This window comes from Terriglobia bacterium (genome assembly GCA_020072565.1).
Classification (GTDB): Bacteria; Acidobacteriota; UBA6911; order UBA6911; family UBA6911; genus JAFNAG01.
In genome coordinates this window covers 1-18,459 of sequence record JAIQGI010000077.1, presented here as the reverse complement: position 1 = coordinate 18,459, position 18,459 = coordinate 1, and the positions used below count along the sequence as shown (strand labels likewise).

The 18,459-nt window shown below is 57.6% G+C and carries 16 protein-coding genes and 1 pseudogene; 7 read left to right on the top strand and 10 right to left on the bottom strand.

What is annotated here, in order from left to right; all coding sequences use genetic code 11:
• Window positions 1-380: 380 nt before the first annotated feature.
• Entirely contained in the window at window positions 381-2,738 is a 2,358-nt protein-coding gene (locus LAP85_27340) for a protein kinase (protein ID MBZ5500126.1), read from the bottom strand.
• 956 nt (window positions 2,739-3,694) lie between these two features.
• On the opposite strand from LAP85_27340, the gene LAP85_27335 reads away from it, so the two are divergent.
• Window positions 3,695-4,441 (top strand): CBS domain-containing protein, encoded by a 747-nt coding sequence (locus LAP85_27335; protein ID MBZ5500125.1) that lies wholly within the window; start codon window positions 3,695-3,697, stop codon window positions 4,439-4,441.
• A gap of 112 nt (window positions 4,442-4,553) precedes the next feature.
• Here LAP85_27335 and LAP85_27330 read toward each other — a convergent pair whose 3' ends face one another.
• The 9 genes and pseudogenes from LAP85_27330 to LAP85_27290 all read right to left on the bottom strand — a co-directional run bounded on the left by LAP85_27330 (window position 4,554) and on the right by LAP85_27290 (window position 12,957).
• Window positions 4,554-5,015: a hypothetical protein gene (locus LAP85_27330; GenBank protein MBZ5500124.1), complete on the bottom strand. Its 462-nt coding sequence runs from the start codon at window positions 5,013-5,015 to the stop codon at window positions 4,554-4,556.
• Window positions 4,994-5,584 (bottom strand): sigma-70 family RNA polymerase sigma factor, encoded by a 591-nt coding sequence (locus LAP85_27325; GenBank protein ID MBZ5500123.1) that lies wholly within the window; start codon window positions 5,582-5,584, stop codon window positions 4,994-4,996. Before LAP85_27325 ends, LAP85_27330 begins: the two co-directional genes overlap by 22 nt.
• Window positions 5,585-5,923: 339 nt before the next feature.
• Window positions 5,924-6,127: pseudogene (locus tag LAP85_27320) on the bottom strand (serine/threonine protein kinase).
• 261 nt (window positions 6,128-6,388) lie between these two features.
• Window positions 6,389-7,258: a hypothetical protein gene (locus LAP85_27315; GenBank protein ID MBZ5500122.1), complete on the bottom strand. Its 870-nt coding sequence runs from the start codon at window positions 7,256-7,258 to the stop codon at window positions 6,389-6,391.
• Window positions 7,259-7,427: 169 nt separating this feature from the next.
• Window positions 7,428-7,877, bottom strand: coding sequence for a hypothetical protein (locus tag LAP85_27310; GenBank protein ID MBZ5500121.1), 450 nt, complete (start codon window positions 7,875-7,877; stop codon window positions 7,428-7,430).
• 18 nt (window positions 7,878-7,895) lie between these two features.
• On the bottom strand, window positions 7,896-9,953 hold the full coding sequence (locus tag LAP85_27305; protein ID MBZ5500120.1) for a SpoIIE family protein phosphatase: 2,058 nt from the start codon (window positions 9,951-9,953) through the stop codon (window positions 7,896-7,898).
• 174 nt (window positions 9,954-10,127) lie between these two features.
• Window positions 10,128-10,577 carry a DoxX family protein gene (locus tag LAP85_27300; GenBank protein MBZ5500119.1) on the bottom strand — a complete coding sequence of 150 codons (450 nt, stop codon included), beginning with the start codon at window positions 10,575-10,577 and terminating at the stop codon, window positions 10,128-10,130.
• 4 nt (window positions 10,578-10,581) lie between these two features.
• Complete coding sequence (locus LAP85_27295) at window positions 10,582-11,523, bottom strand: NAD(P)H-binding protein (GenBank protein MBZ5500118.1); 942 nt, start codon at window positions 11,521-11,523, stop codon at window positions 10,582-10,584.
• 36 nt (window positions 11,524-11,559) lie between these two features.
• Window positions 11,560-12,957, bottom strand: coding sequence for a HEAT repeat domain-containing protein (locus LAP85_27290; GenBank protein MBZ5500117.1), 1,398 nt, complete (start codon window positions 12,955-12,957; stop codon window positions 11,560-11,562).
• A 913-nt stretch (window positions 12,958-13,870) separates the two neighbouring features.
• Between LAP85_27290 and LAP85_27285 the strand changes: the two genes are divergently transcribed.
• The 6 genes from LAP85_27285 to LAP85_27260 all read left to right on the top strand — a co-directional run bounded on the left by LAP85_27285 (window position 13,871) and on the right by LAP85_27260 (window position 18,302).
• Window positions 13,871-14,260 carry a GIY-YIG nuclease family protein gene (locus LAP85_27285; protein MBZ5500116.1) on the top strand — a complete coding sequence of 130 codons (390 nt, stop codon included), beginning with the start codon at window positions 13,871-13,873 and terminating at the stop codon, window positions 14,258-14,260.
• A 150-nt stretch (window positions 14,261-14,410) separates the two neighbouring features.
• Window positions 14,411-15,304, top strand: coding sequence for a hypothetical protein (locus tag LAP85_27280; GenBank protein MBZ5500115.1), 894 nt, complete (start codon window positions 14,411-14,413; stop codon window positions 15,302-15,304).
• Window positions 15,305-15,391: 87 nt separating this feature from the next.
• A complete protein-coding gene (locus LAP85_27275) occupies window positions 15,392-15,961 on the top strand; it encodes a hypothetical protein (GenBank protein ID MBZ5500114.1) in 570 nt (189 codons plus the stop codon).
• A gap of 215 nt (window positions 15,962-16,176) precedes the next feature.
• Window positions 16,177-16,785 carry a hypothetical protein gene (locus LAP85_27270; GenBank protein MBZ5500113.1) on the top strand — a complete coding sequence of 203 codons (609 nt, stop codon included), beginning with the start codon at window positions 16,177-16,179 and terminating at the stop codon, window positions 16,783-16,785.
• 84 nt (window positions 16,786-16,869) lie between these two features.
• Window positions 16,870-17,406 (top strand): hypothetical protein, encoded by a 537-nt coding sequence (locus LAP85_27265; GenBank protein MBZ5500112.1) that lies wholly within the window; start codon window positions 16,870-16,872, stop codon window positions 17,404-17,406.
• Between the two features lie 407 nt (window positions 17,407-17,813).
• Window positions 17,814-18,302 (top strand): hypothetical protein, encoded by a 489-nt coding sequence (locus LAP85_27260; GenBank protein ID MBZ5500111.1) that lies wholly within the window; start codon window positions 17,814-17,816, stop codon window positions 18,300-18,302.
• Window positions 18,303-18,459 lie beyond the last annotated feature (157 nt).

Sequence of the window (18,459 nt, the reverse complement as noted above, 5' to 3'; positions counted from 1 at the left end):
ATAGACGTCGGGCGATGTCAATAAATGGTGCCGCAGAGTCAACTGGGTGCACGATCCGAGAGATGGCTGGCTGTCTCGAAAAAATCTACCCAGTCCCTGGGACGGTGAGGTATTTTCTTGACATCCCCTTTCATAGGACGGCCAAGTGGCAACTCATCAGCCGACCGACGTCAACTTCCCACAAGACCGTATTTGGACAACTGATCCGTTTCTAACCTCTCGATCCGAGCAAGCCCTGCGCATTCAGCCATCCACGGCCGCTCTGATTCACTACAACAACCACAATTTCAGGCCGTTCGGATTGCAATGTGCGTGTTGCGGGCCAGGAGCAACTGCTTAAACGGCAGCCGATCCTTCCTGTCCGTCTCGCCTGGACGGTGCTACTGTGGAACGTGCATCCGGGCCTGGAGTTCCCTAAACCGTGGATCATCCCATAACAATCGCATCTCGGCGAAGTCCTTTTTCAAAAGCCATGGGGCCCAGATGTGGGGGTGCTCGTAGTTCAGCCATCGGAATGCCTCATCTTTTTCCCCGAGGGCCGCATAAACCTGCGCGAACCAGTAAGCGAGCCATCCGCTGATCTTCTGCTGCTTCATTTCAGCTACCACGTTCCGTGCGTCGGACGTCCGTCCGGCCGAGGCATACGTAGGCCCGAGCGCCCACTTCCATCTGGGATTGACCGCAGCCGCTTTTTGGATCTCCGCGATAGCCTCGTCGTACCTCCCTCTGTCCTGGTGAACGAGTCCCAGGACGTAGTGGGCGATGGTCCCACCGTTGGGGTACATTTCGATTACCTTTTGCGCCTCTTTGATCGCCTCTTCGTTCCGGCGTATTGTCCTGTACAACCATGCGAACTGGGAGGTATACTGCGCCACAAAAGGATCGATTTCCTGGGCGCGCTTATGCTCAGCGATAGCCTCGTTTATGCGCCCCAGCAACACATAGAACCACGCCAGGTGGTATCGGGCATTAGCAAAGCTGGGGTTGATTTCCAGGGCCAGTTGCATCTCCCGTATTCCGCCCTCCCAGTCCCAGTCGTCGTAGCCCTTGAGCATGCCCGAGGCGGCGTGCGCCTCAGCCAGGTTGCTGTCCAGCTCCAGCGCGGTCCGGACTGCCGCTTTCGCTCGCGGTAATGCGTCTTCAGGAGGATTCTCTCCGTGCAAGAGGGAGATGTAGCCAAGCGCCAGCCGCGCATTGGTCAGCGGATCCGATGGATCCTTCTCCAGCGCCTCAAGAAGAAATGCCATGCCTTGCTGTCGTGTCCGAGCGTCTTGCTCCAGGGTACCAATCCCCCTCAGGTAGGCTTCATAGGCGGCAGGATTCACCTCGCGCTTGCCGGCAAGGCGCGCCTCTTCCTGCGGCGCCAGTCTGATCCTGATCGTCCGGGCGACAGCGCGCGCCACCTCGCCCTGAATCCACAGGATGCCGGCCAGTTCACGCTCGTAGGTCTCGGTCCACAGGCTCCGGTCGGTGGCCGCCTCGATCAGCTGGGCCGTCACGCGCACGCGGTCGGCCTCACGTGCCACCGAGGCCGTCATAACCGTTTCCACTCCCAGGTCTCGGGCAATCTCCAGAAGTGACTTCTTCGCCCCCTTGTAGCGCATCACCGAGTAGCGGTTCGTTACCCTCAGCGGGCGGATCTTCGACACCTCCGCGATCAGAGTGTCGGTCATTCCATCAACGAAATTCTCTTGTGCGGGATCACCGGTGCGATTCTCCAGCGGCAGGATGGCCAGCGAGCGATACTTCGGCCCCGCGAAGACGCCCACCAATCGATTGCGGACGCCGCCCACATCCAGCGCCGCCAGCACCGCAACCACTGCTACGATCCCAGCTGCCAGAGCCAGCCAGCGGTGACGCCTCAGCCAGTATCGCCATGGCGCCCAGGCGTCCGATGTTCCCGATCGGATCTTTTCCAGAGCCGCCCGCACCTCGCCGGCATGCTGATACCGCTTCCCCGGGTCCTTCTGCAGACAGCGCTCGATTACCGCGCCCAGTTCCGCAGACACCTCGGAGGGAAGCGGCCATGGTTCCCGGTTCAGAATTGCCGAGGTCAGCTCAAAGCTGCTTTGGCCATGAAACGGCCGCGTGCCCGTCGCCATCTCAAAGAGCGTCACCCCCAGCGCCCAGATGTCGCTGCGCCCGTCGGCATCCTGCGCGCGCAACTGCTCGGGCGACATGTAAGCCAGTGTTCCCACCGTGCTCCCGTCCGAGGTCAGAGCGGTGACAGTGTCCGCCGCACTCTCGGTTCCGCCGGACCCAACCAACTGTTTCGCCAGCCCGAAGTCCATCACTTTAGCGTGCCCGGTCTGCGTCAGCATGATGTTTCCGGGTTTGATGTCTCGGTGGATGATCCCCTTGGCGTGGGCGGCTTCGAGGGCGTCGGCCACTTCGACGCCAAAGGTCAGCACCTCTTCGGCCGGGAGCGGGCCTTGCAGGATCTTGTCTTTAAGCGACTGGCCCTCGACATATTCCATGACGATGACGTCCCGGTCACCTGATTTGGCAACTTCGTTGATATGACAGATGAAGGGATGGTCGAGCGCCGCTGCAGAACGGGCCTCCCGAATGAACCGCCTGTGGGCGGTTTCATCGCGTTGCATCTCGGGAGGGAGGAACTTCATGGCGACCTTGCGATTGAGCGAGGTGTCTTCAGCGAGGAAGACTTCGCCCATGCCGCCTGCGCCAATTTTCTCGGTAATCCGATAGTGCGAAATGCTCTGGCCGATCTCGGGCATAGATGCCTGCGCAACGGCAAGTCACGCACTGCAAGGACATCAATTGCAATGGAAGCCATTATAAGTGAGGTTCGCCGTTCTGCAAAAGCTGAATCTGTCGTCTTCTGCGCGAATTTCAGCTCCTGCAAATGGGCCAATCATTGAGAGTGACAGGGAAGTTTGGAATGACGCCGAGTCACACCTTACCTCCGGTTGCCCTTGATTTCACCGATACTTGCAGGGAAACGCTGCGCCAATTGTTGTATAGTCCGCTTATCGGAAGTTACGATTCGGACGCAAAAATTGCGTTTTAGGAGATCAGGGCAGGCCCGCGAGGGCTCAGGCCTGCTCGCTTAGCTCGATCATCGGACGCAAGGAATTGGGGCCAAAAAAATTGGGCTTGTGCGAATGTGGGGTGGGTCCCATATCTCGATACCCACCCTGGCAAGGGGTCGCACCAACCCGGGACCCCTCGGTCATCAGTCAACGCCGAGTCGCCTGTTTTGCCCTCTGCGGCACTCCTTGTAGGAACAGTGTAGGAAATTGTGTGGCAACTGTGATCTCCGGTGGAATAGGTGGACGATCTCAGATCCTATTTGGAGCCTGTAATGATGCGGGGATTCGCGTAATTCGCCAGAATCGCATGACTTGCGAAGCACCTCTTGGAGGGACTTCGAATCCGCAGGCCGCCCGTTCGAGTCGGGCCGGGTGCGCCACCTCACTCCTTCGGTTTCAGAGGTTTCCAGCCTTCCATTGTTTAACGTACCCGACCAAAAAATATTAGGTAGGCGATTTCCGCTGTTTTGCGTTCTTGTAGGTAGCGAGGATGCAAATGTCCCCATTCAATTCGCCGACCAAGCCCGGGCAGAAAAGCCACTCTCGGGCAAGCCCCCAGGTCAGCCCAAGTGAGATTCCAAGGGAGTGCTGCACCTATCAGGCGCCGGCGATCATCCTGATTCGTGAAAGAAGCGCTAAACATGGCTAGTACCCAACCGGAGCTGCGGCGAGCCAGGCGGTTTGCTTACGTTTGTGAGGTGGAGTGCGAGGCCCTTGGTCATCTCGGCCTCAACCGGATCACAAACTTAAGCGTCACAGGCGCATGGATTGAGACATTGGACCCTCTTCCTGAGGGTTCGATTTTGAACCTGCGCTTTAGTGTTGGCGCGGTTGATGTCAGGACACAAGCCAAGGTCAGCCGCCGCCTGGAAGGGGAGGGCATGGGGGTCGCTTTTCAAAATCTTTTGCCCCATTACCGCATAGCGATTGACACTCTCCCAGTCGACACATCCCGGGAGGGTGAACAAGGCAATCAGATACTTCTCCAACAGATCATGACCACCCAAATCGTCACCGTGGGAATGGATGATGAGGTCCAAACCATCCAGGCGATTTTTGAGCGTTTTCGTTTCCATCATCTTCTGGTCCTCGACGAAGACGGCACCTTGGTCGGAGTGGTTTCTGATCGCGATTTATTGAAAGCTGTCAGCCCGTTCATTTCCACGCTGGGTGAGCGCTCGGAAGACCTGCGCACGCTAAAGAAACGGGTGCACCAAATCATGAGCCGGAGACTGATCACAGCATCCAAGGATCATACCGTCAATGAGGCTGCTGTTTTGATGTTAAACAGCAAGATCTCCTGTCTGCCAATCGTTCGGCCCAACCGAACCGTTGAAGGCATCGTCACATGGAAAGACATTATGAAGTGGCTGGTCCGACAGGTGTGATCGACAAAGAGAGCGTGATGGACACAACCACTACAAAAGCCGCCGGCACTGCTATCGCCAGCAGATCGAGCTGAATCATGCAGCTTTTCCAGGCCTGACACCTGCTCACAGATCACTCGGGCCGATGGGGAGACGGCGCTCCAGGCGGCTCGCCCTCTGTTTTGGCCTTCCGGCGCCGGGCCCATTCCTCGGCGCATTCGCGCATGTATTCGCCCAGGTCCTGAACGTCCTTTGCGGATCTGCGCCAGAATTCCTTAAAGGCTTTCGGGTCACAGGCGCTGTTGTAAGCGGTCTTCCATCGGGAGGACCAGCCGGTCTCGTCCTCAAAATAGGAAGCCAGCTGCCGGCAGGCGATGGCTGCCGTCGTGAGTGAACTGCCGGCTGCCAGCGGCTCAAACACAGCCGAGATTTCCGGCTCATGCTCTTTAAGGCATGCCAGGATCCGGTTGTAGCGATCCACGCACAATGCCGCCGCATCACTGCTTCCGGAACCAGTCCATTCGGACTGGAAACCCATGCGCGCGGTCTGCAGCAGCACATTGACCAATTTTCTTATCTCTTTTTCTCTTTCCATTTTTCAGTCTTCCTTTGCTGAAGCGCCTCGAATTGCTCGCGCAACAGTTTCTTGCCATGAAAGACGCGCCATTTTGCGGTTGCCAACGATATGCCGAGGAAGCCGGCTATCCGCTTCAGGGGCATTTCGTCGAAGAAATGCAGCCGCAAGACCAACCCGTAGTCCTGCGGGATTCCTTCAAGCGCCCAATTCAGTTCCTCTGCTCTGCCGTGTCCGGCCGAACGGCGCCCGAGGGCGGGAACCTGTTGCAGGATCGCTTCGTCAAGTGCCACGCGCCCGCGGTGGTGCGCCCGGCTGCGGTCCTGGTAACGCAAGGCGCAGCGGCGCGTGATCGCATGCAGCCAGGCGGGAAACTTGGCCGGTTCCTCCAGCGAGGGCAAAGCCTTGAAAGCAAGCAGGAGCGCCTCCTGGGCCACATCATCAGCATCTTCTGGGGGAACGATCGTCCGTGCCGTACGGAAAACCGCGGAGCGGTATCGGCGTGCAAGCACGTCAAAAGCGGCAAGATCTCCCAGGATTGCTGCCACAACGAGGATTTCGTCCGGCGTGCCGGCGTCCGCTTGGGTCATCACTCATCTATTATCCGCTTTCCTGTTTCGCGCTCCATTGATATAGAGACACCCGCGCACCAAAAGGTTAGAACTGGAGGGAGCAGGAGGGGCCGGGGATGGGTGTTGCTGCGGAGCCTCGGGCCTACTACCTGGTTGGCACGCTGCAAGGGGAGCCGCCTGTTTGCTTCCTCCAGGGTTTCGCTCGCCCGTCCTCGAAAGTCCCCCTTGATAGTGTGCATTGCGTTAGCGTGGTTCCCCGATCTGCTTTCCCGATCGCCGTTTCTGGGGCGCATGATAGATTCGGTCATAACAAGACTTTCGCCTGGTAGTTCAGCACGATTACATCGCGATCGGTCAGATATTAGGATGATTCAGAGCGGAGGCCGCCTGAGCTTCGCGCTGGAATCGTTCCAGAGCCTGCCGGTCTTGTGCCGGTCTCTCCGGCAGGAACTTGAGCGCGACGGGCCGGTTGAGCCTGGTATCTTCGGCCTTGTAAACGACCCCCATGCCGCCGCCGAGTTTCTCGACCACGCGATATTGCCCGAGCCTCTTACCGATCATGGACGCCTCACTCGCCTGGTGTTGGATAACGAAATGTAGGGCCAATTCGGGCAGATCGACAGCGACTGAGGGGTGAGCCTCAGTGGGATAGAGCAATCATCAACCCGCTCCTACATCCTTTAGTGAGAATCCGAATATCGGTGAAGTTTAAGCTCGCATCGGCATGGGATCAATAGGAATTGCAGCAATTGCCAGGCTTGCAGCTCTCAGAGACCGTTTGCCTCACGGGGGAATGTGAATAATTCAGGCTGGAGACCGATCTCACCGGACTGAGAATAAGTTGGGATCCAACTGCTGATTGCGCATGATCTGACTGACCGTAATGCTCCAATCGCTCAGGAACGCACTGGTTTGCTGCTCAATAGCGAGATTCAACCTATAAACACAGGGGAGAGTGAGGCCGTCAAAGACCCTGAAGTCACTAAAATCCTCAGTAAGAGTGAACGTACTTCCCAGCTGTTGTGAGGACTGGTCGTACCTCGTAGCCATTGGGGCCATCATAACCAGCTTATAGCGGGTTCGCATGTGGCGATAGGTTTCCGGATCGAAGTAAAGCCATACCTGTAAGTCTCCTCCACCCTTTCTCGCTTTGTATTTCAGCTCATGAAGCTTCCTGCCTGCCTGATTTTTGAGCCCCGTATATTCCAACTTCGGCTGTCTCTTGTCCAGATCCAGCAGCGGCCAGGCCGTTGAAAGGATCCCGCCGAGGAGACCTTCTCTTAATAAAATGTCGTTGCCAAATACAAAATCTCCGAGGCGTGAGCGTACTCCCGGGCTGATAAAGCCTACATAAACGTGGCTTCCATCAAACCTGAAATCCTCGCTGGTGTACTCGAGGGCGCCGAACAGCATCTGAAGGCGAATCCTCCCTCCCTCGCTGACAATGCTTCCTTGTCCCTGGGCCTGGCCCTTGCCCCCCAACCGAAAAATGATCTGCGCTGTCCCGTTAACCACACGATTTCGAGTCGCAACCCGAGCTTCGGGAGTCCCGATGGAAGCCACATGCCATTGCACCAACTCTGCGGGTTTCAAAGAGGCGGCACTTGTCTCCATCCACACTGAATAACCCAGGAAAAAAACGGCGAGCATGCTCAGGGCCGCTGTAATCCGCACCATGATACATTTGGACATGACTGAGCCCTCCCCGACCAGTGTCTTAAAACTCCCGATGCGATGGTTTCGGCCATTCTCAAAATGAGTTTACAGGCAAAGCTTGCCGAAATCCGGCAAAAATGGTGGGTGTCCCTCAACTCACGCGTCCAAAACTGCATTTTGGTCGCACATTCACGCACAATCCGGGCTAGGGCATAGACCCGCCGTCCCACTCGTGATTCGAGTCGGGAATATAGGTCAGGCCGGCGGCATTACTTGGCGAGAGGCGATAATTCCAGACACTGTCTCCCTCGGTGGGACCTTCGCACGCATAAACCAGCCAACCCCCGGGCAGCTTCGCACGATAGAACCTCATGGTATGAGGACCTTCTTGGGTGCCGATCTCTTCCCACTTGAGCCAAGGGCCGCGCTCCAGTTTTGCGATCGTCTCGTTGGCGCCGGCCTCGACGTCGCTCTCTTCCCGCCCGGCTCCCTCCGCTTCGACTGATTCGTCCCGCCAACTTTCTCCGCGCATGTCCAGTTCCGCCTGGGCAGCTTCAATTGCCTCGATGCGATACTCGGATGTGTCCGAGGCGGCGATTTCCCGCAACCTGGGTGTAGGAAATGATCGGTACAGTTCCCTGAGATCGGCATTCATGCAGCCTCCTTGCGCCAGTTACCCGGCTTTGGCCACAATCAGTGTGATGTCGTCGTGCTGCGGCAGGTCGCCCTGCCATGCGCGGATGGTTTCGATGACAAATCTGTATACCCCTTCAGGGGAGCGTGCCTGTGCCTGCCTGAGAGCCGCCAGCAACCGCTCTTCACCAAATTCCTCGTCGTCCTTGTTGACGGCCTCGGTAACACCATCGGTAAAAATGGCGAGGAGACTGCCCGGCGTCAGCTCTATGGATTTGGCCTGGTAACTGGCGCTTGAGAACAGACCGATCACCATGCCCGTAGCTTCCAGCATCTGCACCCCATGTGAACTCAGGAGAATCGGTGGCAGGTGCCCGGCGTTGCAATACCAGAGACGGCGTGACTCAGCATCGTACCGGCTCAGAAACAAGGTGGCGTACTTCTCGGCCGGGCTGTTGAGGTAGATCTGCTGATTCAGATGCGCCATCACGTCGGCCAGGCTCTTCTCGATGTCCTCGGGGCTGTCATGCTTGATCGAAAGAAGTTGGTTGCGCATGGCGGCCTGGAGGTTGGCCATGAGCAGCGCCGCCGATATCCCTTTGCCGCTGATGTCTGCGACTACGATGTCGAGTCTGGCTTCGTCCTCCACTATGAAATCATAATAATCGCCGCTGACAACCCGGGCCGGTTCGCATCCTCCGAAGATTGCCATCCCTCGCGGCCGGGGAAGCTGCTTCGGGAACAGCGTGGCCTGGACCTCGCGCGCGATTTCCAGCTCCTGCTCCAGCCGCTTCTTCTCGCTGACCTCTTCCAGCAGACGCGCGATTGAGGCACTCATCTGGTTGAAGGAGTGGGCCAACAGGCCGAGTTGATCCTTGCGCCGCACGGGAATGATGTGCTGCAGATCCCCTTTCTGAATCGCCAGGGTACCCTGGTACATATCATGCACGGAACGCGTAATCCGGCGGCTAATGGTAAAGCCGATCACCAGGGACACAAGTTCCACAAACACAAACATGCCGGCCAACACGTAAACCAGCTTGAGAAGGATCTGGCCCTGGAGGTCACTTTCGCCCACGCTGTATTGATAGACCGTTGCTACCGGCACGTGAAGCACGGCCATGCCGACTCTTTTCTGATTCCCGCTGGAGTACTCTTTGCCGTCGAGAACCACAGCCCATGAGGCCATGCGCCGCCGATCACTCCGGCGCCGGGATTGCAACGATTCCACTTGATTCGTGATGTCCTTGCTGCTCTTTGCGGATCCTTTGTCCTTGACTTTCACCTCAACCGAGGTACTGGTGACGACCACATCGGTGCTGCCTACGCCAATGACCGTGAAATATATTGATTTTTCTCTTTGCAGCCTCTCTTCAATGAACCGGTCCAGCGGCGCCGATACCGCCAGATAAAGTCCATCCGACTTGGGTACGGGCCGGAGACTCATCATCAATGCTGTTCCCCCTTCCCTCACCAGCCCGTCAAATGTGCGCTGGTCGCCCAGCCACTTGTCGCCCGGATAAGGAGATTGATCCTTTTCGATCTGGTGCGGGTCCCACTCGGAAATGATTTCGAGCCTGCCGTCGGGATTTTTGTGCAGCAGGCGCGCTGCCAGGCGGGGGAATTGCCCGCCATGATCGGCAAGGGTTCCTGAAGCCAGATCCGTAAAGGCAATATTGGCGCCCGAGCGTGGCACACGCCCGGCAAGTTCCGCATTGATCTCCGTGAGCTGATGCTCAAGATCGTGAAGGGAATTGTCCAGATAGCGCCCTGCTAACTGTCCCAGCAGCACGTATCCCGACAGGAACGCCAATCCGAAAAGCACCACCAGCGGAATAATTCCGACGAAGAAAAACGCGCCGATCAATCGATTGCGGACGCGCCAGAACAGCCGGTTCTTCAGGTACCGGAAGAGATGGAAGAGCAGGTTGGCAACAGCCACAATTCCGTAGATGTACCCGACGACGATGACCGGGCCTGGCAGCCAGCGATTGAATAACAGGACAGCCGCATAAACAACCAGTCCGATCCATTTCCAGCTCTTCCAGATCTGCTTTGCCGGAGCGCCATATGGAGGTGCCAGGAGTTTTTCCACCATGATAGTTGTGGATTATACCCTTTCCCGAGGAGAAGAGCTCCGTTGCCGGTTTCCCCGCTACCCCCTCCAATAATTAGCGGAGGCCGCTGAGGCTTTCGGGAGTATCAGTCACCTGAGTGACGCCGGTACCCTCCCCCAGAGACTCGAAGGCGCCACGAGCCATTTAAAAAACAGCTATCTCCCCCGTGACGACCGCCAATTGTCGATGGAGAGCCGTCCAGCTCCGCCGGCGATCAAAAACAGTAATGAACACAGCATGGCAAAATCGGTGCGGGCATCGCTGGCCATAAACCAGAACCCCTGCTCAGGACGCGCCAGCTCGGGGATCTTTGTGGTCGCGATCGCGGTGCAGATCACGATCAGAAGGGGCACAGCGGCGATGCGGGTCGCAAGGCCGGCGAGCACCAGCGTGCCGCAGATAATCTCAAAGGCTCCGACGAAGTGCGCCGTAAACAACGGGTGCGGAAATCCGATCCTGGTAAAGCGTTCCACACCCATCCTGGGATCGGTGTATTTGAGGATACCCTGAGTGGCAAAAATCAGGCCGACCGCGAGCCGAATCAAGACAACGCTCCTCACCTGCAGCTGCGGGCCGCGGATGAAATGCAGAAGGCATCGATTCATAGTCTCACCTCTCGGCATCAGTGTGATATGCCCGGTTACGATGGAGGCGGCGCGCCAGCTCGCTCGCATAATGAATCCCAAGCCGGTCCGCGTGGCGCCTGGCCCAATCCGTGAGCCTGGTTTTACCGGCAGGCTCGGATGCCGTGCACAGGAGACCCCGCATCAGGCCTTCGATCTCGTCGCGTGTCAGGAAGACGTCTCCCGCGGTCTTTCCAATCACGGTGGCCGCAAGGTATCCGAGCCATGGGGGGACAGAGAGAAGCGGCCGTCGTTTTCCGATGATCGCTCCAATCGCTTCGACCAGGCCTCGAAAAGTGAACGTCTCAGGTCCGACAGCATCGACGATGACGTTTCTGTCCCCTTTCCCTTCGCGCACCGCAAGTTCCGCCAGATCATCCACGTATATAGGCTGGAGACGATACCTCCCGTCACCGAAAACGCCAAACACCGGCAGGCGGCGCAACGTCCAGGCGATGTTGTTCACCAGGATGTCTTCTTTCCCGAACAGAACTGCAGGGCGGAGGATTGCGAACGAAAGACCTGAGTCCGCCAGCTCGCGTTCGAGCCGCGCCTTGCCGCTGAAGTACTCGAGGTCACTATCCTCCGAAGGATTTGTGATGCTGACGTGAACAACCCGGCGGACACCGGCTTCCCTGGCGGCGGCGAAAAGCTTGCGGGTGTTTTCAACTGCCATCGCATGGGTGAAATCCCGATAATTGAAACGAACCCAGTAGGTATTGTAAAGCACGTCGGCACCGCGGAGAGCGGCGACGAGCTTATCAGGTTCATTGAAATGAAACGGTTCCCCTTTGACTCTGTCACCAAAGGGATGAGGCCGGTTCACTGAGTCTGTGATGGTTCGGACAGTCTCCCCTTCGCCGAGGAGGCGGGCCGCGATATACCTGCCTGAGTATCCGTAGGCTCCAGTCACGATATGAACGCTCATCAGCGACGGCCTCCCCGATGAAATCACCGTCTTTGGTCACGCACTACGCCGCTGCAATTCCTGACGGGCAAGATCCCGGACCGGCTCACAATCGATGACCGGTTCTCCCCTGCCGGCGGATGCATCCTGGCGGACGGCGTCCGGAAGCGCGGCGATGCGCTGCAGATCGCCCATCGAAATGGCGGGAGGGCACCTTGCCAGGATCGCTGCCAGAGCGTCAACCGAAGCTCGAAGCACTTCAATTAGTTCCATGTACTCATTCGGAATGATGCCATTTTGCTCGATAGCACTGGCCAGGGCGCCCGCGGCCCGCGGGTCGCCGATCTCGCCGAGGGCGCGCGCCGCCAGGCGTTGTGCACCGGGATCATGGTGCGAAAGCATGCCCACCAACCCCTCGAGCGCCGCGGCGCCCGTACCCACGAGCGCCCCGGCAGCTGCATTCTGAACCGCCGGGTCAAAATCTCTCAGCGCCCGCAGTAGCGGCTCGACCGCGCACGGCGCACGCAGCAGTCCAAGAGCTTCTGCTGCCTGCCGCCGCCTGGCCGGATCTTTGGAACTGAGGGTTGCGATCAGCGCCCCTGCCGCGGCGTCGCCTTCACGCGTGGCCGCCGCAAAATCTCCGGTCATGACCGCCGCCAGGGCGCGCTCCCCTGCGGTAGCCGGCGCAAGCTTCAGTGAGTTCAACGCAACCAGGGCGGCCTCACGAACGTTTTTCCTGGCGCCGTCGACGATCCCTCTCAGGCCTGCACCGGCTCGCAGTCCGCCGACGCGGCTCAGAGCCTCCACCACCGCCAGCTGAACTGGTTCGTTCGGATCTTCGGAGATGGCGCACAAGGCGTCGACGGCCCGGTCGCTGCCGATTGTCCCAAGGGCAACTGCCGCGGCGCGGCGGGTTTCGTGATCACGGTTGGCCAGCGCCTTGATTAAAGGATCAAGCGCTTGCGGGTCACCGATCTGGCCCAGGGCGAGCGCTGCCGCCTTGCGCGCCTCGGAGCGACTGTCAGCCAGCCTTTTCACCAGCGGCGCGGCAGCCCGAGGATCCCGCGTGAGCCCAAGAGCATGGGCGGCCCAGCGGCGTGTCTCCCCGTCGTCGGAGTCGAGCAGGCGCAACAAAGATGAAACCGCGGCAGACCCCAACGCTCCGAGGGCTCCGGCCAAGGCCTCATACTCGGCGCTCTCCGCTCCGGTTCGGGCTCCCTTGGGCCGACGGGAAATGTCGGCCAGCGCCACCGCGAGGGGTTCCGCGGCGGCAGGGTGGCGGAGCAAGGCTAGGGCGTTGATGACCGCAAGGCGCACCTGCGCGTTCTGATCGCCCACGGCCTGGATCAAAGCCGGCACGGCCCTCTTTTGATTCGATGCCCCCAGGCATGCAGCGGCTTCTACCCGCGTCTGCCATCGTGACGACTTCAGCTGCTGCAATGTCCACCAGAGCATGTCGATTCCCCCCTGCCGTGCCGAGCATTATATTAAAGGAGGCGGCAGATCGGAAAATGTGTTTGTCAACGGTGTCATGAGTCAATTCCCCGCGATCTCAGCGACCTTCGCGTTGAACTTTTCCGGTCGCGGCTATTTCGCAGGCAGCGATACGCCAACTTTCCAGGGGTCCGCCGCAACAACGCACGAGCCAGGCGGGGACACCATATGGACACCACATCCGAATCTATGGTAGCCTAGCCTTCTGTTAAGCCATTGGCAGTCCAAGATGCGCCTGTAGCTCAGATGGACTAGAGCGTCGGTCTCCGGAACCGTCCACAGGGGGTTTGGCAAGTGCTTGAAAACACGTGCTAAGCCCCTTTTTTCTTTCTGTTTACAGCCTATTTTTCTTGGGTAGTATTTTCCGTCATTTTCCCCCATTTTTGCATGGTTATGGACACCATATGGACACCACGATCCGGGAGGCGATAGTTCCTTTCTTCCGACAGGTACGGGTCGTTCCCCTCCAACCAGTAAGGGGCGAGATGGGTGAGAGCGAGCTTTTTGGGCCACAAGGATTTCAAGACAACCATGATTTACACTCACATCCTCAACAAGGGGTGGCGGGCAGTCCGGAGTCCGGCGGAATGCGCTTTGAGGTTTTTCAGTGTTTCTCGCTGCTGCTACACTGCCCGGAACTGCCGCCTTTGATCGCTATGCCAATCAGGGCATATCAGGGATAATTCGAGCACACAAAAGGCGTTGCAAACTCCATCCTCAAGATCTATATTCGCCAAAAGGCCGACCGCCACGGCTGTGTTCCTCGTTTTTTCCCCCCAGCGCGAAGCTGGTCAGCCTACTTACAAGTTCGGCGGTATCTAGCTATTACGGCGGCACGTGAACCAATCGGTTTGGCAAAGAAGGGAAAAATTGGATGAGCGTAGGAACATGGTCAGCGTTTCACACTCCGTATAACGAGGCCGAAGTACGTAAGTACGCACCAACAAGTGCAGGCGTCTATGTGCTCTGGGTTTACTACAAGAGCGGCAAATGGGGATGCTTTTATGTCGGTAAAGCCGACAACCTTGAGAACCGTCTGCTCAACCACCTGAAGCCTGAAGAACCCAGCACATGTATTAAGGAGAACGTCAGGTATAAATGTGGCTTTCCGTGGATGGGAATAACGACCGAAGAAGAGCGGTCCGGTGCAGAGAAATACCTTTACGATTCCCTGAAGCCAGAGTGCAACCAGAATGACCCAGGCGGCAAGCCCCTGAAGATTCCGCTACCGCCTACACCGCCAGCAACGACACCTTCGACATAAAGGGACCGCCGAACAAACGCTTGCACCTGACGCCCTTCGGGCTGGGCCCTCAGGGCGCAGGTGAAGCGCGTGCCGTTAGGCCGCAACGGGTACGACAATATGACAGAAGCTCTTGAGCATTGGCTTGGCCATTTCTCCCCGCAAGCTCAGGTGGCGATCATCGCCGCGATCGTTGGCCTCGTGACTGGCTCGGTTGGCCCGGTCATCAAGCATTGGCTGGATCGATGGAGTCTGCGTCATCGCCTCAGCACTGAGCATGAGTACGCCGAGAGGAAAAAACTACGGTCGCTGATTGGTCATTCCCATGGAAGGGTGCTCGAGGCTGCCGAATCCCTCAACCATCGGCTCTGGAATCTTCAAGAGAACGAAGGCGAGGGCTGGCTGAAGTTGGATGGGCAGTATGAGAAGGCAGCGGATTCCTACTACTTCAGGACCACTATCCACAGGATGATTGTGCTGCTCAGCTACCTAAAGAGATTCCAGGAGAAAGCCGTTTTCATCGACGCCAGGATCGCTGAGAAAGGCGACCTCCTGTTCTTAAAATATGCAAAGGCTCTGGAGTGGGCTCTTACTGACGTATCTCTCTTCAATGGACTAGGGTACGACGCAAACTATCCCACCGACCATCTGTTCAAAGGGCATTTGCGTGTTGCCTGCGAGGTGTGCGCAGATAGGGATCTTCCTGCATCTTTGGGTGCCTTTGAGGATCGCCTCCGAGAAGACTCCTTCAGGCGAAGACTGTCCCCTCTGTATGCTTTCTTCGATGGGCTTGCGGCAGATGGGCGACCTAGGTGGGATCGTCTCGTCGCTTTTCACCTGCTGCTTTGTTCTTTCATCAACGCATTCGGATATCCTATGCAGAGAACGTCGACTAGGCAGCTGAGCCAACTTGCGGCGTCCATACATCACGTCGAGGTACCTCAGAACCTCATGCAATGGCTCCGCAAGCTTGGAATAGGCGAAGGAAAAGAAGGAAAGAACCTCAGGCATGTTCTCGAGGGTAGCTTGAAAACGCGCGGCAAGATAGCAGCCGATGTGGCCTAAGCCGCTTTAGCCGCTCGGCTGCGCCGGCGGCAGAGCGCCAAACCCTTAGGCATGTAAAAGTGGCAAGCATTGCGGGACGAGAGAATCATGAAGCTTCGCCAAGCTAGAAACGAACTTGATGCACTCCGCTTGACGCTCGACACGATGCGAAACGCTGCCGATGTCGGCTTATATCGTCGTGCATGGCAGGAATTTGTTGACCGGCTCGAGAAGGTTTGGAGTAAGCTCAAGCTGGAGGTAGGCGATTGTCGCATCGTTAGCATTTGTCAACAAATTAACCGTGCCGCTTCCCTACGCAAAACGGATGCGCTCCTCCAGTATCTCGGCCAGGCCCGCCATGCGGACCAGCACACGTTGCAGGTTGCTACTATGTATGGGCTCGGCATCAGTATTACGCTTCCTCCAGGGACGGATCTCGCAATTGATTTTGCCAAGGGTACCGCAAGCGCAAAAGGGGGCGACGTCAAACTAGAAATTGGAAAGCCGCAGTATCGCCTGCTACCGATCAAAAACCGAGGTGTCACCTTTCACCCCCCCTCTATCCATCTCGGTCAAGTATTACTCGGTGAGGATCCCATACAGGTTGCGGAGCTAGGTTTTGCATTTTACGAAGATCTCGTGCGAAGCCTGGAAGTAAGCCTTGAGGCCAGTGGCTGACCAATGACGCACCACGAGTGCCTAACATTTGCACCCAGCCGCCGGCGCAAAAAGGGCGCCGCGGCTGATGCCGGGCGTTGAAGCTGTAGAAAAACCCGATTCGACTTTCACGGATTGCCCAATTTCTCCAAAATCGACTGCCTCTTTTTGGGGAAGACAGGCTTCCCGTGAGGCCATTCTGACTTTTTCTACAGCCTCGTTAGGCGGGAGGATTCATGGACGAGGATCTCGAGACGAGGGTGCGGCGCCTATACGCTGCGATCGGCGAGGTCGTCATTGACGACATGTCGAGGTTCGCTCCAGTTGTCGGCCAGGCCCCCGGCTGGGTGTTCATGTACCAGGATTGGCGAGGCGGCCTGTCGGACGAGCAGTTGAGCAATCTGGCTCACGCCGCGATCAACAACGTGGCCAATCTTCGTAACCACTTGTATGCCTGGGTCGGCAGGCAGGGGCGCAGTAAGGAAGCAGTCACTTACACCGTGCGCCAGTCGTTCGAGTTGCAGGTGTTGATCGACTTAGCTAACAACGAACGACACGGATACCCTCCGAAGCCCGGGCAGAGCCAGTCGGGCCGTTGTCCGCGCCTCACAGAAGTAAAAAGAGTGCTCCGGCTTTCGACTGGCATCTCACCGAACTCGATCGCATCGATCACGATGATGCCCATGCCGACGCCGATGAATACAGGCTCCGGGTCGACGAATGTCATCGTGACCGGAACCGTTCTCGATCAGACCGGCCTCGTGATCGGCGACTTATATGATTTTCTAGAAAAGGGTGTCAAGGCGTGGGAGGCTCTCCTCCCGCGACTGGGATTGCACCTCTGACGCGACGACCTTCGCCCAACGAGGGCTTGAACCAGCCGGTCGTTGGGGTGCACGACCACAGCCCTTGCCGTACTTGGAGGCGTGATGATTCTGCTTTGGGATTCACAGATCAGCGTCGGCGATGTCCTGACCGGTATCGGCCTCCTCTTGACCGTTCTCGGCCTGGTATTCGCGGCAGTTGAGGTTCGTCGAAATACGAACGCCAATCGCGCGCAGCTGTTGGCTGAATTGACCGCGCGATACTTCGGCGACGAGACACTTCGTCGTTTCTCGCAGAGGCTCGATTGGGGTCAGTTTGTGTTCCAGGCTCAGGGATTTCAGTGTTCCGACGACGAACGATCCCTCGACAACATACTCTACACGTTCGACCTCTTTGGCCGTATGATTCGACTGCGAAGCCTGTCGATCGATGAGGCGCGCATCCTCGCTTTTCAGGCATATCGAGTCCTGCGGAATCCAGAAGTTGAGAAATATCTCGCATGGCTCGATTCCGTCTACCCGGCCGTCGGGGTCCCACTCAGACCACACGATGACGCACGGCAGCTCGTTGAACGACTTGAGAGGGAGTGGCAGGTGCAGCTTAACAAGGCCGTCCACCCGACGGCCGCCGGCGTTCAATGAGCGGCCACGGGTGACGGCTCGTCGTTAGTAAGCTAGCGGAGTCAAGGTTCCTTAACGCGATGGAGCCAAGAACGATGGCAGCCAAGAACCGCACTTTAATCCCACGAAGCCTCAGGAGGCAGCTCCTGCTTGAGGCAGGTTATCGCTGCTCTATCCCATATTGCCGCGAGGACAGCGCGTTGGAGTTTCATCATATCGATAGCGATCCCGCGAATCACCATCCGGACAACCTACTTGTGGTGTGCAGCAATCACCATCGTGCCTGTACAGTCGGCCGCATTGACCGGAAGGCCTGTAAACTCCTCAGATCACAACTTAAACCACGGAAAATCCTTTCTCCCGCATCCCTGACAGACTTAAAGCGCATCATCAGAGAAGAACTCCGCACCCCTTTCAGGCGCACCAAGGTGCGGGAACATGTTATCCCGTCAGCCTTCAACCGGCAGTACCTGATCGACGCACTCCAACCGCCAATCCGGGATGAGTTCGAAGCTTACTGCGCCATCCGGATTCTTGGGGAGCTCCGGTATCGGGGTAGCGCCAATGCAATTGTTTCAGGCCTGGAACACATCCTCAAGCGATACCCCACGGGCTTCAGTCGCGAATACTCGCGCTGGTTTCTCGCAGGAGTTGACGCGTTGTCCGGCATTCGCACAAGAGCAGCATTGGACTGGCTGGCAGACCAAATCGCAACGCCCAAGCAGAACGACTTCTTCAGGATCCTCATTCTATCTGTCCTGGAATCCTGTCCGAATGCACCGAGATTCGTTGGATTTGCCGCGCTCGGTCGGACGACGACTAAGAAACGTGGCGGGACCACAACAAACAGGAGTTATCGAGTGCGCGGGCGCACCTGGAATTTTAGCATCAGTGTGCGGAAAGTGCGAGGCTCCTAGGCCAAGAGCTAGCTAACGCCCTCTGTGCCTATGATGCTGAGACACCTACCCCATGCTAATTTAATGTAGAGGGTAGGGTGAAAATCCAAGATGGGAATAGCAGAATTGAAGAGAGAGACGGGGATGGTTGCCCCGGAGCGGAGTGAAGGCGAGCGTA